This is a genomic window from Bacteroides sp. M10 (assembly GCF_014334015.1).
In the GTDB taxonomy this organism is placed as follows: domain Bacteria; phylum Bacteroidota; class Bacteroidia; order Bacteroidales; family Bacteroidaceae; genus Bacteroides; species Bacteroides intestinigallinarum.
In genome coordinates this window covers 2085022-2098411 of record NZ_CP060488.1, presented here as the reverse complement: position 1 = coordinate 2098411, position 13390 = coordinate 2085022, and the positions used below count along the sequence as shown (strand labels likewise).

Sequence of the window (13390 nt, the reverse complement as noted above, 5' to 3'; positions counted from 1 at the left end):
TTTCAACATTTTCGTTTATTTCGCTTGTAGCAGTTGTTGTGGACAAGTTGCCGTACAATCGAACCACCAACAGATATTTCGTTGACGTTCCATGCTTTTGTACAATCTATTTCCTTGCCACATAACGGACAAATCCGGTTCTGCTTGTTCCATAAATATAAGAGAGACTTACGTCCCTTGAGAGATTCCAGCATTTGTTGCTCCTTTCGCTGAAAGAAATAATCATCGTATTCCGGGTCGAAAGGGTTTGCCTCACCTTTGATTTGCTTGTACGGGGTATAATGTATATCCGACAACCTTTTAAGGGTCAGGTAGTTCACTTTCTTGCTCTTGGTTTCATATTTCCATGCAAACGTCCATTTACGCCCCCGAATTTCATGCCAATATTTGTCTGCAACCCAAGACTTGCGTTTCTTTGGATGGCGACGTAAAGCCCATTTCTTCGTGAGATTGTAAATGTGATTGTCACAACCATGAAAAGCATCGGTTGATGCACCATATCGGTAATAGTTGCCCCAACCTGTGATTACAGGATTAAGCATTCGTATCAGCGATTCCTGCTTACACATTTTATGTCCTTTAACGATGTCACCGATTTTTGCCCTGAAGCGTTTCTGTGCATCTTTGGACGGGGATGTGTATAGCCTTTTGCCAAACTTCCTCACATTGAAACCTAAGAAATCAAAACCGTCGTATATGTTCGTAATGGTAGTTTTCTCTTCGGATAAGGTCAGCCCTCTTTCTTTGAGAAATTCTATCACGATAGGTTTGACTTCGTTTTCCAATAGCTCCTTATCTCGACCTGTGATTATAAAGTCATCCGCATAACGAATAAGGTTTACCTTGTAGTGGAATGTCTTATTGTTGCGCCATAATCTTTTGAATCTTTCAGCCAAGAGTGGTTGAAGTCCGTCAAGTGCTATATTTGCAAGTGTCGGTGATATGATACCTCCTTGTGGTGTACCCTCTTCTGTCGGAAATAGTTTGCCATTGAATACAGCTCCACATTTCAGCCATTTTCTGAGTATCGTCTTATCCATAGGGATATGATTAAGAAGCCAGTCGTGGCTGATATGGTCGAAGCAGCCTTTAATGTCTCCCTCCAAAATCCATTCGGGGGAATGCTGGCGGTTTAGAACCGTATCAATCTGACGGATAGCGTCCATTGTCCTGCGTTTCTTGCGGAAACCATAAGAAAAGCGGTCGCCTGTCGTTTCGGCTATCGGTTCCAATGCCATGAGATATAATGCCTGCATCGCCCTGTCTTTCATTGTCGGTATTCCCAACGGTCGGAGTTTACCGTTCTTTTTCTTGATGTGAACCCTACGAAGCGGCTGCGGATTGTAACCACGACGTTTCAGTTCACCGATTGCTTTGTACTTGCGCTTGGGAGAATCCCAAAGCTGTTTATCTACTCCAGACGTTTTCTTCCCTTTGTTGGAAGTAACCCTCTTTACCGCCAATGCCTTGGCGTAAAAAGAGTGGGTCAGCATCCACTGCAAGGCTTTCACCTTGTTATGTCTGCCTTCCTTTTGAGCCTTTACAATACGCGCTTGTAGCTTTCGGACATAGGCTTCACACTTGGACCAGTCCATGCCGTCCCAAGTTAGATTCCTACTATCAGCAGGCGCACACGATGTTTTAGTTTCGTTCATTTGCTTTCCTCCTTTTGAAAGTTCTAAAAGTTATCTTGTAAAGAGTTACCATATACGGAAGTCTGCCCACTTTCGTGTCGGATGATGTCACCAATAACAACCCGTGATGTTGATTCAATCCGTATCCACCCCATTACAGGGTGGCATTCGCTTTTTCCGTTATCTCATACCTGCACCCCATTCGGCTTGCCTTGCGGTTCGCTTACTCGCATTCTTACGAGAGAGATACAGGCTTGCCCTGTTCCACGTAATTGACAAACGGATAGTTTAGGTTCTGCCAAGTCCGCCGGCAGTGCTGTGTCCGTGTAACCCCAACATGGGCAAGGGTTATCCGACTGCTTACCTTTTGGTGAGAGCTAAAGTATCTTGCGCTCCTTCAAACCTTACGACGGCTAAAGTCAGTTCACTTACGTTAACCATGCTATCCAGCCTCGCCACTCAACGGTATGATACTAACCGTCCTTGACATTCCCTCACGGTTCAGTCTTGTCCTTTCGGAAAGTGTACTTTGTCCTATAAGCTTGGCACAACCCATCACTGGAGATGCACCTTATAGTAGGCTACCGCTGACGGAACAGCGGGTTAAATCATGCAATTAATATCACTGTCTAACAATCAATTACGTGACTTTACAGGTCACACCCACGTTTTATTGAGGTTGAGCATTATTGTGTAGGCACTCTCATAGGCATCCGTAATATCTTCCATAAAATCCGGGTGAATGGGATTGCACCGATGAGAGCGTCGCGGGTCGTCGAAGTTGATCACATAGAACTTCGGCTTTACCTTGTAGCCGTCCGGGTGGTTCAGCAAATGGTTGTAGGCAATAGTAGATAGGTCGGGATACTTGAAATCGTAGATGTATTGACTAAAGCCCTTTTCAATCTGTTGCTTGATAAAATTGTTTACCACGGCATAGGACTTGCCGCTGCCCGGCGTACCCAACACGATGGACGCACGGAAGGGATTAACTACATTGATCCAACCGTTGTTCCAGCGTTTCCTGTAATAGAAACGTGTCGGCAGATTGACCGAATACTCGCTTTCGATAAGCCTCGTTTCCTGCATGAAACTCTCGTTCTCGTTGTTGAAAACATCCTCCATCAAATTGTGTTTCAACAGGCGGCTCATCCACAGACCACCCATCAACAGGCAGACATAGCCCGTTCCAATGGTAAGGACATACAGTCCCGTCACCGCTTCAAGCGGCAGCGGCAGGGGCAGCAACCACCAGTTCAGGAAAAACAGCACGAACCCGACGGCAAATGCTGTCCAGATTCTCCCCCAAGTGATTTTCTCACCCTTGACACCCTTCGTACCCAGACAGGACAAGGCAAGCAAAAGGACGGAAAACAGCTTCGTGTAGAGAATGGAATGGAACAGCCCCGCCGTGCGGTCGAAGTTCAGAAGGATTTTGTCCACCACGCCGATGTTCACGCCCCACAGCCGGATGGCTTCGTAGCAGAACCAGTACACGTTCATGACCACTAAAATGATACTCACGGCACGCAGAAAATCCATGATTTTCGCCAATGCCCTCAAATCGTCTTCTTGTTGTGACATACATTGATTTTTTAATTGTTGATACTCTGATTACATACCCAAGCCCTTGCGTTTTTTCTTCTTTTTGCGCTTCATCGCCCGGATGAAAGCCTCTTCCTCGGCATCTACCGCCGGACCTTCGGGAGTGAGCAAGCCCATACCGCCCGATATATCTTCACTGTCGTAGGCGGTCTGCCCGTGTGCCTTGTCCGCAGCATCCACAGGGATGGATAGCGGTATCGGCGGTTGTCCGGCGTATGGCAGGGTGAAGTGTTCCTGCAAGGCATTCGCCGAAAGCTCCTTACCCATGCGCGAACCGTTCAGCACGCATCCCGTGCGGTGGTCGATGAAGGTAGCCCCATAGATGCGCCCTTCCTCTGTGTAGCGCAGTACGGTGTCGATGCCCTTCTCTTTGAGTTGGGATACAAATTTGTCCTTGTCATAAGTGCCTTGCAGCACGGAAAGGACGGTGCGTTTCGTCATGTCTGCCAGTTTCCTATCCTTGATTTCCGATTTGGAACGGACAAACTTCTTCTGTACGGCTTCATAGCCTGCGGACTTCCCGAAAAGCGAGGATTTGAACGGGTTGCCCACCTTGTTACCCTTGTCGTCCGTGACGGAATAGACCAGCCCGTGATACTCCCGTCCGCGCACGTTGCCCCTCGCTTCCTCCACCGTCATATTATATAAGGAAAGGAGCGCACGGTATTCGCCCATCGTCTGGAAACGGTACTGCCCATTCAGAGCCTTCACGGTGTTGCCTACCTGCTTCTTCACATCACCTGCCGATGCGGCCACCTTGCGCAACGGATTATCCAATCTCTGATTTTTACGTTCTGCCGGATGCAATCCGTACTTCTGTTCCAGTTCCCTGCGGATACGGTCGCTGCGGCGGTAGAGAAAATCCCGGTTGAGCCTTTTCCCGTTCTCGTCCACGTTGACCGTCACGATGTGCAGGTGGTGGCGGTCGATGTCCTCGTGCTTGAATACAAGATAAGGCTGGTTTCCGAAACCGAGTTTTTCCAGATACTCGCGGGCGATATTCTGCAACTCAATATCGGTCAGCACATCCTCCGGGTGCGGGTTGAGAGAGATATGCACCACCGGCTTCTCGATCTTCATCTGCGGTGGCAGGAAGGTGAGAAAACCCTCCATCGCCTTGCCTATGTCCACCGTTCCCGAACCGTCATTGTAGATGCGGTTGGTGGTGAGAAGCCGCCCCTGCGCCTCGTTAATCTTCTCCCCGTTGTAGGCAATCGCGCCGTACAACGAACTTCCTACACTGATTTTTGCGACCATTTTGCCTCCATTTCCCTTGAAAGTTCCACAATCCGGCGGCTCAGTTTCACGAGTTCGACGGTGTGTTGCTCTAATTTGTAGAGCAACGCCATCGCCTTTTTCTCTGAAAAATGCAGCCTCAGTTCCTTCACGACTTGGTTGTAATTCGTACCCACGGCACGGAATTGTGCATGAAAATCCGACAGTTTGGTGTAATAGTCCACCAACGTCTTGTCCACCTTCAGCACCTTGAACGGTTGCCCGAAGAAGTGCGCTTTGAGGAAAACAGACCGTGCATAGACACCCGATTTTCCGAACATGGCGAGGAAACGGTTGTGTTCCTCCTCGTTGAAACGGACGGTGTACCGGTACACCGCCGGATCAAGTTTGGGATTTCTCCCTGATTTGCTTTTCCTTTTCTCTTTCATATTACTTTGGATTTAGCGGATTGACGGCATAAGCCGCCGCTTCGGATTACAGCACCGCAGTTCTGAAAGGCTTCCCGACTTCGGAGGGAAAGCCCGCCCCCTGCAAGGGCAAGTGCTTTTCGTGGCTGCTCAAAATATTTTGAGCGGCTGAAAAGACATCTTGCTATGTTCAGGTGAACATAAAAATCCGTCAGGGGACGGATTGGGAAAATACCTTTCAGGACTCCGGGCCGCGCGTCATCGGCGAACCCTGCTGTCCGGGTGCAAAGTTACGCCCTTAAAGCGGTATCGGACAGATGCTTGACCCGGTCAATGACTGCCAACCGGCGCAACGTGCCGCCACTTGCCGGAGAAGTGATACAGGTTCCAAAATATACTTGTTTATTTGCAGCATGATTCAAGAAACGAACGATTTGAAGATATGATAAACGGAACATTCAAATACCCGGAAATCCGCTTCTTCGGATACTTGCCGAAACGGATACCCTAACCGTCGGAAACCCGGTTCTCCGACAATTCGGTGACGTATGGATTCAATGACTTCATGACGCAATGTCGTCAATCACCATTTGTCCGACGCACCGCTTCACCACAGAACCGGATACGCGACGACCCGCCTGCGTGTGTAGTCACGGAAGCGGATGGTGCGACAGCCAAATCCGTATGGAAACAGAAAAACAAATCATCAACAATTAAAATAAATGGAACTATGAGTAAGGAAATCTTCGTTGCATTCGCAACACAGAAAGGTGGCATCGGCAAATCCACTGTCACGGCACTTGCCGCCAGCTACCTGCACAACGTGAAAGGCTACAATGTCGCCGTCGTGGACTGCGACGACCCGCAGCACAGCATCCACGGGCTGCGCGAACACGAAATGGGGCTTATCGACAGCAGCACCTACTTCAAGGCTCTCGCTTGCGACCATTTCCGCCGGATCAAAAAGAACGCCTACACCATCGTCAAAAGCAATGCGGTGAACGCCCTCGACGATGCCGAGAGGATGATTGCCACTGAGGACGTGAAACCCGACGTGGTGTTCTTCGACATGCCCGGCACACTCCGAAGCAACGGCGTGATAAAGACGCTCTCGCAGATGGACTACATTTTCACTCCGCTGAGTGCCGACCGCTTTGTCGTGGAGAGTACCCTGAAATTCGTCACGATGTTCCGCGACAGGCTGATGACTACCGGACAGGCGAAAACAAAGGGGCTGCATCTGTTCTGGACGATGGTGGACGGCAGGGAGAGGAACGACTTGTACGGCATCTACGAGGAAGTGATAGCCGAAATGGGCTTTCCGGTACTTTCCACCCGCTTGCCCGACAGCAAGAAGTTCCGCCGTGACCTTTCGGAAGAGCGCAAGAGCGTTTTCCGCTCCACCATCTTCCCGATGGACACGGCACTGCTGAAAGGGAGTGGCATCCGGGAGTTTTCCGAAGAGATAAGCGACATCATCAGACCGCAGTGAGCATGGGCAGCAGGAAAGTGAACACGGAAGGCATCGACGAGGAACTGCTGTTAGCCTCCATCGGGCGGCGCACACAGGACGGGACACTGCGCCCCGCACAGGAAGTACCCGCAGCTGCACCGACCGAAGAGGACACCGCCGCACCGGAACCATCTCCTGTGCAACCCGTAACACGGGAAAAAGCGCAGAGGGAAAGTGGACGCCGGAAAAGGCAGGACGAGGACTACAACGAGCTATTCCTGCGCCGCAACGAGATAAAGACCCGCCAATGTGTCTATATCAGCCGTGACGTCCACGGCAAGATCCTCAGAATCGTGAACGACATCGCCGGAGGGGAAATCTCAGTAGGCGGATATGTGGATACCGTGCTGCGCCAGCATCTGGAACAGCACAAGGAGAGAATCAACGAACTGTACAAGAAACAACGTGAAGATCTGATTTGAAAATGGAAAAAGAAATGACACCGAATGAAAAAAGACCACAGCAAGACTGCGGAGGTATGTTTACCCAAGTGCAGGCGAGTGTGGAAATACTGTCGCCTGTCCCGGTAAGCGGCAAATGCAGTGAGAAGGACTATGAACGCCTGTTCATCCGCGACCCGGAAGTAAAGGCACGTGAGGGGAAGATGGCGTATGTGCGCCCGGAGTACCACGAGCGTATCATGCGTATCACCCGTGTAATCGGGCATGACCGGCTTACGCTGTCCGCTTACATCGACCATGTGCTGACGCACCACTTCAACCAGTGCGAAGATGCGATAAAGAGCCTTTATGCCCGAAATTACAATTCAGTATTCTAACCAAAAACGGAAGGATATGAATTACACAATCAGCATGACAGACATTCTGCTGGCGGTATCGGTCGGCTGCAACCTCTGGTTCCTGTTCCTGCTCCTTTACGAGCGCATCATGGACACGCGGATTGTCCGCTTCTTCAAGGGCATTGTCGGATTATGGCGGTCACTGGACGGGAATGAGGCTAAACGCATAGCGGCACACGAGGAAGTCCCTGCGGAAAAGGCGGACATCATCGGCAAGAGCCGTTTCAGGATGGCATCCACCCGGACAACCGCTGCCATACCGACGCAAGAAGCCGCCACTATTGAAAAAGGCATTGAGCTGTCGGAGGAAGAGGCTACTTTTGACGACGGAAAAACGGGAAACGCATCCCGCCCGGCACAAGTCCCGGAGGAAAAACTCGATGAGACCTTCACGAGCATACCGCCGGAGGAACTGGGATACGGGGACGACGAACCGGAAGAGGACGCCTCGGACACGCCACGGGCTTCGGGCAGCAGCTTTGACGAGATTGACGACGCCTGCAAGACCGCCAAAAACCCGGACGCGACACAGGCGGAACGTGAAAAGGCGGCTAAGGTGTTCACCGACATGGAGGGCACGGAGTTGTACGAGAAAATGATGGAAGGCTCTTCGGAGATAGGCATCCGCATCAAGGGGCTTATCGAGATTCGGCTGAAGAAATCTGAAAAGGAGTTCGTCGTGCCGGACAACATCGAGGAGTTCGACATTCGCAACTATGTATGACAACAATAAAAGAAATGAACATGAAAGAATGACATCAACCCACGCGGCGAGGAAACGCAAGGCGCATCCCCATCCGCAACGGACACGCCCACGTCCGTGGAAACAAACGGGCATCCACTAAAACCAAAGTAAAGAAACAAAGTATCAACCGCCCGACAAAGGACCATCCACCCTTTTGACGGCAAAAAACAAGAACAGTTTATGAACAAGAACATCTTGAAAAACAGAAAAGCAATCCTCTCCGCGGCACTTGTCATCGCCGCAACCGCCTCCGCTTTCGCGCAGGGAAACGGCATCGCGGGCATCAACGAAGCCACCTCTATGGTGAGTTCTTATTTCGACCCCGGAACTAAACTGATATACGCCATCGGTGCAGTCGTCGGGCTTATCGGGGGCGTAAAAGTGTACGGCAAGTTTTCATCGGGCGACCCCGACACCAGCAAGACAGCCGCCTCGTGGTTCGGCGCGTGCATCTTCCTGATTGTTGCCGCCACCATCCTGCGCTCATTCTTCCTTTAATAAATAATGTATGGCTGAATACCCAATCAACAAGGGTATCGGCCGTCCGGTAGAGTTCAAGGGCTTGAAGGCACAGTACCTCTTCATCTTCTGCGGAGGTCTGCTGGCTCTCTTCGTCCTGTTCGTCATCCTCTACATGGTCGGTATCGACCAGTGGATATGTATCGGCTTCGGCGCGGCATCGTCCTCCCTCCTTGTATGGCAGACCTTCGCGCTGAACGCCCGGTACGGTGAACACGGGCTGATGAAATTAGGAGCGGCACGGAGCCATCCCCGATACCTTATCAACCGGCGGCGGATAACCCGTCTGTTCAAACGACAACGAAAGGAAGAAAGACAATGAGGAATACATCGAAAATGACAACACTGGAAAACAGGTTCCCACTTTTAGCGGTGGAGCATGGCTGCATCATCTCAAAGGACGCCGACATCACGGTGGCTTTCGAGGTGGAACTACCGGAACTTTACACCGTGACGGGTGCGGAGTACGAGGCGATACACAGTTGCTGGTGCAAGGCTATCAAGGTGCTGCCGGACTACTCCGTCGTCCACAAACAGGACTGGTTCATCAAGGAACGCTACAAACCGGAGCTTCAGAAGGACGACATGAGCTTTTTAAGCCGCTCTTTCGAGCGTCACTTCAACGAGCGTCCGTACCTGAAACACACCTGCTACCTCTACCTGACCAAGACAACAAAGGAGCGTAACCGGATGCAGAGCAATTTCAGCACGCTGTGCCGGGGACATATCATCCCGAAGGAGCTGGACAGGGAAACCACGACCAAGTTCTTGGAAGCCTGCGAACAGTTCGAGCGCATCATGAACGACAGCGGGCTTGTCAGGCTGCGCCGCCTCTCCACCGATGAGATTGTGGGTACTGAGGGAAAGACGGGACTTATTGAACGCTACTTCTCGCTCATGCCGGAAGGTGACACCACCTTGCAGGACATCGAGCTTTCGGCAAGGGAGATGCGCATCGGCGACAACCGCCTGTGTCTGCACACCCTCTCCGACGCGGAAGACCTGCCGGGCAAGGTGGCTACCGACACCCGTTACGAGAAGCTCTCCACCGACCGGAGTGACTGCCGACTGTCATTCGCCTCCCCGGTGGGGCTTCTGCTCTCCTGCAACCATATCTACAACCAGTATGTGCTGATAGACAACAGTGAGGAAACCTTGCAGAAGTTCGAGAAGTCCGCCCGTAACATGCAGTCGCTATCTCGCTATTCAAGGAGCAACAGCATCAACCGCGAGTGGATAGACCAATACCTGAACGAAGCCCATTCCTACGGACTGACCTCGGTACGGGCACACTTCAACGTCATGGCGTGGAGCGACGATGCGGAGGAACTGAAGCATATCAAGAACGACGTGGGCAGCCAGTTGGCAAGCATGGAATGCGTGCCGCGCCACAACACCATCGACTGCCCGACACTCTACTGGGCGGCGATACCCGGCAATGCGGCGGACTTCCCGGCGGAAGAGAGTTTCCACACCTTCATCGAACAGGCGGTGTGCCTGTTCACAGAGGAAACCAACTACCGCAGCTCGCTCTCGCCCTTCGGCATCAAGATGGTGGACAGGCTCACGGGAAAACCGCTGCACCTTGACATCTCCGACCTGCCCATGAAGCGAGGTATCACGACCAACCGCAACAAGTTCGTGCTGGGTCCTTCGGGCAGCGGCAAGTCTTTCTTCATGAACCACCTCGTGCGCCAATATTATGAGCAAGGCGCACATGTGGTATTGGTGGACACGGGAAACTCCTATCAGGGCTTGTGCGGCATGATCCGACGCAAGACAGGCGGAGCGGACGGTGTGTATTTCACCTACACGGAAGATAAGCCCATCAGCTTCAACCCGTTCTACACCGACGATTACATCTTCGACGTGGAGAAGAAGGACAGCATCAAGACCCTGTTGCTGACGCTCTGGAAGTCGGAGGACGACAAGGTGACAAAGACGGAGAGCGGCGAGCTGGGCAGTGCCGTGAGTGCCTATATTGAGCGCATCCAATCCGACCGTAGCATCGTGCCGTCGTTCAACACCTTCTACGAGTATATGCGTGACGACTACCGCAAGGAACTGGCACAGCGTGACATCAAGGTGGAGAAGTCCGACTTCAACATCGACAACATGCTCACCACCATGCGGCAGTATTACCGGGGCGGGCGTTACGATTTCCTGCTCAACTCCACGGAGAACATCGACCTGCTCGGCAAGCGGTTCATCGTCTTCGAGATAGATTCGATTAAAGAAAACCGCGAACTGTTCCCCGTCGTGACCATCATCATCATGGAAGCCTTCATCAACAAGATGCGGCGGCTGAAAGGCGTGCGGAAACAGCTTATCGTGGAAGAGGCTTGGAAGGCCCTCTCATCGGCGAACATGGCTGAATATCTGCGCTATATGTATAAGACGGTCAGAAAATATTACGGCGAGGCAATCGTGGTGACGCAGGAGGTGGACGACATTATCAGTTCTCCGGTGGTCAAAGAGAGCATTATCAACAACTCGGATTGTAAAATCCTGCTTGACCAAAGGAAATATATGAACAAGTTCGACCAGATACAGGCGTTGCTCGGACTGACGGAAAAGGAGAAGTCGCAGATACTCTCCATCAACATGGCGAACAACCCTTCACGGCTCTACAAGGAGGTGTGGATAGGCTTGGGCGGCACGCAGTCGGCGGTCTATGCCACGGAGGTCAGCGCGGAAGAGTATCTGGCGTACACCACCGAGGAAACGGAAAAAGTGGAGGTTTACCGTCTGGCGGAGAAGCTGGGCGACGACATCGAAGCCGCCATCCGGCAGCTTGCCGAAAGGCGGAGAAACAAGGAATAACTAAAAAACAGAATGTATCAACCAAAAAAGAAAAACGCGTATGAATTTACCAAAAGTGAAAATGCTGCAAGTCAGCAAGTGCCTTATCGGATTGGCGGTCATGATGCTGCAATCCTGCGACGTGGCCGACAACCGCCGCGACATGCTGTGCGGGAACTGGGAGAGCGTGGAGGGAAAACCTGACGTGCTTATCTACAAGGAGGGCGAAGCCTACAAAGTGACGGTGTTCCGTCGTAGCGGTCTGCGCCGCAAGCTCAAGCCGGAAACCTATCTCTTGCAGGAGGAGAACGGCAACCTGTTCATGAACACCGGCTTCCGCATCGACGTGTCCTACAACGAGGCCACGGATGTGCTGACTTTCTCGCCAAACGGGGACTATGTGCGGGTGAAGCCGCAGCCGGGACATCCGACCGAAGAATAACAACCACTAAAATCCAAAGTAACATGAGAACAAGAATAACAATGATTATCTGCCTGTGCCTGCTTTTCGCGGGCAGGGCAAGCGCACAGTGGGTCGTAAGCGATCCGGGCAATCTAGCGCAGGGCATCATCAATGCCTCCAAAAACATCATCCATACCTCCAAGACCGCCACGAACATGGTGAGCAACTTTCAGGAGACGGTGAAAATCTATCAGCAGGGCAAGAAGTATTACGATGCCCTCAAATCGGTGAACAATCTGGTCAAGGACGCCCGCAAGGTGCAGCAGACCATCCTGATGGTGGGCGACATCACAGACATCTATGTGAACAGTTTCCAACGGATGCTCCGTGACGGGAATTTCAGACCCGAAGAGCTTTCCGCAATCGCTTTCGGCTACACGAAACTGCTGGAGGAAAGCAACGAAGTGTTGACGGAACTCAGGAACGTGGTGAACATCACCACGCTCTCCATGACCGACAAGGAGCGCATGGACGTGGTGGAACGCTGCCACTCGAAGATGAAGCGTTACCGCAACCTCGTGAGCTACTACACGAACAAGAACATCTCCGTGAGTTACCTGCGTGCGAAAAAGAAGAACGACCTCGACCGCATCATGGGGCTGTACGGGAACATGAACGAAAGATACTGGTAGCCTATGAAGTTCGACAACCTTCATCAGATTTTACGTTCACTTTATGAGCAGATGATGCCGCTGTGTGGGGACATGGCTGGTGTGGCGAAAGGCATCGCCGGGCTGGGTGCGCTGTTCTACGTCGCCTACCGGGTATGGCAGTCGCTGGCGAGAGCTGAACCGATAGACGTATTCCCGATGCTCCGTCCTTTTGCCATCGGTCTGTGCATCATGTTCTTCCCGACTGTGGTGCTGGGCACGATAAACAGCATCCTCTCACCCGTCGTACAGGGCACGGCAAAGATGCTGGAGGCGGAAACGCTGGACATGAACCGATACCGGGAGCAGAAGGACAAACTGGAATACGAGGCGATGGTACGCAACCCCGAAACCGCCTACCTCGTGTCCAACGAGGAATTTGACAAGCAACTGGAGGAACTCGGCTGGTCGCCCTCCGACATGGTGACGATGGCGGGAATGTATATCGACCGGGGAATGTACAACATGAAGAAGAGCATCCGCGACTTCTTCCGCGAGATACTCGAACTGCTGTTCCAAGCCGCCGCCCTCGTGATAGACACCGTCCGCACCTTCTTTCTCGTGGTGCTGGCGATTCTCGGTCCGATAGCCTTCGCCCTGTCGGTATGGGACGGTTTCCAAAACACGCTCACGCAGTGGATATGCCGCTATATACAGGTCTATCTGTGGCTACCGGTATCGGACATGTTCAGCACCATACTGGCGAAGATACAGGTTCTGATGCTGCAAAACGACATCGAGCGGATGCAGGCAGACCCGAACTTCTCGCTGGATTCGAGCGACGGGGTGTATATCGTATTCCTCTGCATCGGCATCATCGGCTACTTTACCATTCCCACCGTTGCGGGCTGGATTATCCAAGCCGGAGGCATGGGCGGTTACGGTCGCAACGTGAACCAGATGGCGGGACGAGCCGGAAGCATGGCGGGCAGCGTGGCGGGTGCAGCCGCAGGAAACGCAGTCGGACGTGTCGGCAAATTGCTGAAATAATCAATGTGCAATCATAAATTGGAAAAT

14 protein-coding genes and 1 pseudogene are annotated in these 13390 nt (G+C 52.0%); 10 read left to right on the top strand and 5 right to left on the bottom strand.

What is annotated here, in order from left to right; all coding sequences use genetic code 11:
- Positions 1-2: 2 nt before the first annotated feature.
- The 5 genes and pseudogenes from ltrA to H8796_RS07610 form a co-directional block, all read right to left on the bottom strand.
- On the bottom strand, positions 3-1655 hold the full coding sequence (ltrA, locus tag H8796_RS07630) for a group II intron reverse transcriptase/maturase (RefSeq protein WP_004308488.1): 1653 nt from the start codon (positions 1653-1655) through the stop codon (positions 3-5).
- Between the two features lie 639 nt (positions 1656-2294).
- Positions 2295-3218: pseudogene (locus tag H8796_RS07625) on the bottom strand (YWFCY domain-containing protein); the annotation flags it as partial.
- Between the two features lie 30 nt (positions 3219-3248).
- Entirely contained in the window at positions 3249-4496 is a 1248-nt protein-coding gene (gene mobB / locus H8796_RS07620) for a conjugal transfer protein MobB (RefSeq protein WP_004291483.1), read from the bottom strand.
- Entirely contained in the window at positions 4475-4903 is a 429-nt protein-coding gene (gene mobA, locus H8796_RS07615; protein WP_004291488.1) for a conjugal transfer protein MobA, read from the bottom strand. The genes mobB and mobA overlap by 22 nt, the downstream gene beginning before the upstream one ends.
- Positions 4904-5172: 269 nt before the next feature.
- Complete coding sequence (locus H8796_RS07610; RefSeq protein ID WP_004313591.1) at positions 5173-5340, bottom strand: hypothetical protein; 168 nt, start codon at positions 5338-5340, stop codon at positions 5173-5175.
- Positions 5341-5447: 107 nt separating this feature from the next.
- On the opposite strand from H8796_RS07610, the gene H8796_RS07605 reads away from it, so the two are divergent.
- The 10 genes from H8796_RS07605 to traJ all read left to right on the top strand — a co-directional run bounded on the left by H8796_RS07605 (position 5448) and on the right by traJ (position 13363).
- Positions 5448-6374: a ParA family protein gene (locus H8796_RS07605; protein WP_005783105.1), complete on the top strand. Its 927-nt coding sequence runs from the start codon at positions 5448-5450 to the stop codon at positions 6372-6374.
- 2 nt (positions 6375-6376) lie between these two features.
- Complete coding sequence (locus H8796_RS07600; protein WP_004291503.1) at positions 6377-6817, top strand: DUF3408 domain-containing protein; 441 nt, start codon at positions 6377-6379, stop codon at positions 6815-6817.
- A gap of 2 nt (positions 6818-6819) precedes the next feature.
- Positions 6820-7173 (top strand): DUF3408 domain-containing protein, encoded by a 354-nt coding sequence (locus tag H8796_RS07595; protein ID WP_004291505.1) that lies wholly within the window; start codon positions 6820-6822, stop codon positions 7171-7173.
- 16 nt (positions 7174-7189) lie between these two features.
- Positions 7190-7918, top strand: coding sequence for a hypothetical protein (locus H8796_RS07590; RefSeq protein WP_004304280.1), 729 nt, complete (start codon positions 7190-7192; stop codon positions 7916-7918).
- A gap of 201 nt (positions 7919-8119) precedes the next feature.
- Positions 8120-8437 (top strand): DUF4134 domain-containing protein, encoded by a 318-nt coding sequence (locus tag H8796_RS07585; RefSeq protein WP_002560983.1) that lies wholly within the window; start codon positions 8120-8122, stop codon positions 8435-8437.
- Positions 8438-8447: 10 nt separating this feature from the next.
- A complete protein-coding gene (locus H8796_RS07580) occupies positions 8448-8780 on the top strand; it encodes a DUF4133 domain-containing protein (RefSeq protein WP_004291514.1) in 333 nt (110 codons plus the stop codon).
- Positions 8777-11281 (top strand): TraG family conjugative transposon ATPase, encoded by a 2505-nt coding sequence (locus H8796_RS07575; protein ID WP_004291515.1) that lies wholly within the window; start codon positions 8777-8779, stop codon positions 11279-11281. Before H8796_RS07580 ends, H8796_RS07575 begins: the two co-directional genes overlap by 4 nt.
- Before the next feature lie 40 nt (positions 11282-11321).
- Positions 11322-11702, top strand: coding sequence for a DUF3876 domain-containing protein (locus H8796_RS07570; RefSeq protein ID WP_004291516.1), 381 nt, complete (start codon positions 11322-11324; stop codon positions 11700-11702).
- A 23-nt stretch (positions 11703-11725) separates the two neighbouring features.
- The gene (locus tag H8796_RS07565; RefSeq protein ID WP_004304283.1) at positions 11726-12355 is read left to right on the top strand and encodes a DUF4141 domain-containing protein; all 630 of its coding nucleotides are present in this window, start codon (positions 11726-11728) and stop codon (positions 12353-12355) included.
- Positions 12356-12358: 3 nt separating this feature from the next.
- Positions 12359-13363: a conjugative transposon protein TraJ gene (traJ, locus tag H8796_RS07560; protein ID WP_004291518.1), complete on the top strand. Its 1005-nt coding sequence runs from the start codon at positions 12359-12361 to the stop codon at positions 13361-13363.
- Positions 13364-13390: the final 27 nt, after the last annotated feature.

Coding starts and splice junctions, on each gene's coding strand:
- ltrA (WP_004308488.1), bottom strand. CDS start 1,655: ATGAACGAAACTAAAACATCGTGTGCGCCTGCTGATAGTAGGAATCTA.
- mobB (WP_004291483.1), bottom strand. CDS start 4,496: ATGGTCGCAAAAATCAGTGTAGGAAGTTCGTTGTACGGCGCGATTGCC.
- mobA (WP_004291488.1), bottom strand. CDS start 4,903: ATGAAAGAGAAAAGGAAAAGCAAATCAGGGAGAAATCCCAAACTTGAT.
- H8796_RS07610 (WP_004313591.1), bottom strand. CDS start 5,340: ATGTTCCGTTTATCATATCTTCAAATCGTTCGTTTCTTGAATCATGCT.
- H8796_RS07605 (WP_005783105.1), top strand. CDS start 5,448: ATGACGCAATGTCGTCAATCACCATTTGTCCGACGCACCGCTTCACCA.
- H8796_RS07600 (WP_004291503.1), top strand. CDS start 6,377: ATGGGCAGCAGGAAAGTGAACACGGAAGGCATCGACGAGGAACTGCTG.
- H8796_RS07595 (WP_004291505.1), top strand. CDS start 6,820: ATGGAAAAAGAAATGACACCGAATGAAAAAAGACCACAGCAAGACTGC.
- H8796_RS07590 (WP_004304280.1), top strand. CDS start 7,190: ATGAATTACACAATCAGCATGACAGACATTCTGCTGGCGGTATCGGTC.
- H8796_RS07585 (WP_002560983.1), top strand. CDS start 8,120: ATGAACAAGAACATCTTGAAAAACAGAAAAGCAATCCTCTCCGCGGCA.
- H8796_RS07580 (WP_004291514.1), top strand. CDS start 8,448: ATGGCTGAATACCCAATCAACAAGGGTATCGGCCGTCCGGTAGAGTTC.
- H8796_RS07575 (WP_004291515.1), top strand. CDS start 8,777: ATGAGGAATACATCGAAAATGACAACACTGGAAAACAGGTTCCCACTT.
- H8796_RS07570 (WP_004291516.1), top strand. CDS start 11,322: ATGAATTTACCAAAAGTGAAAATGCTGCAAGTCAGCAAGTGCCTTATC.
- H8796_RS07565 (WP_004304283.1), top strand. CDS start 11,726: ATGAGAACAAGAATAACAATGATTATCTGCCTGTGCCTGCTTTTCGCG.
- traJ (WP_004291518.1), top strand. CDS start 12,359: ATGAAGTTCGACAACCTTCATCAGATTTTACGTTCACTTTATGAGCAG.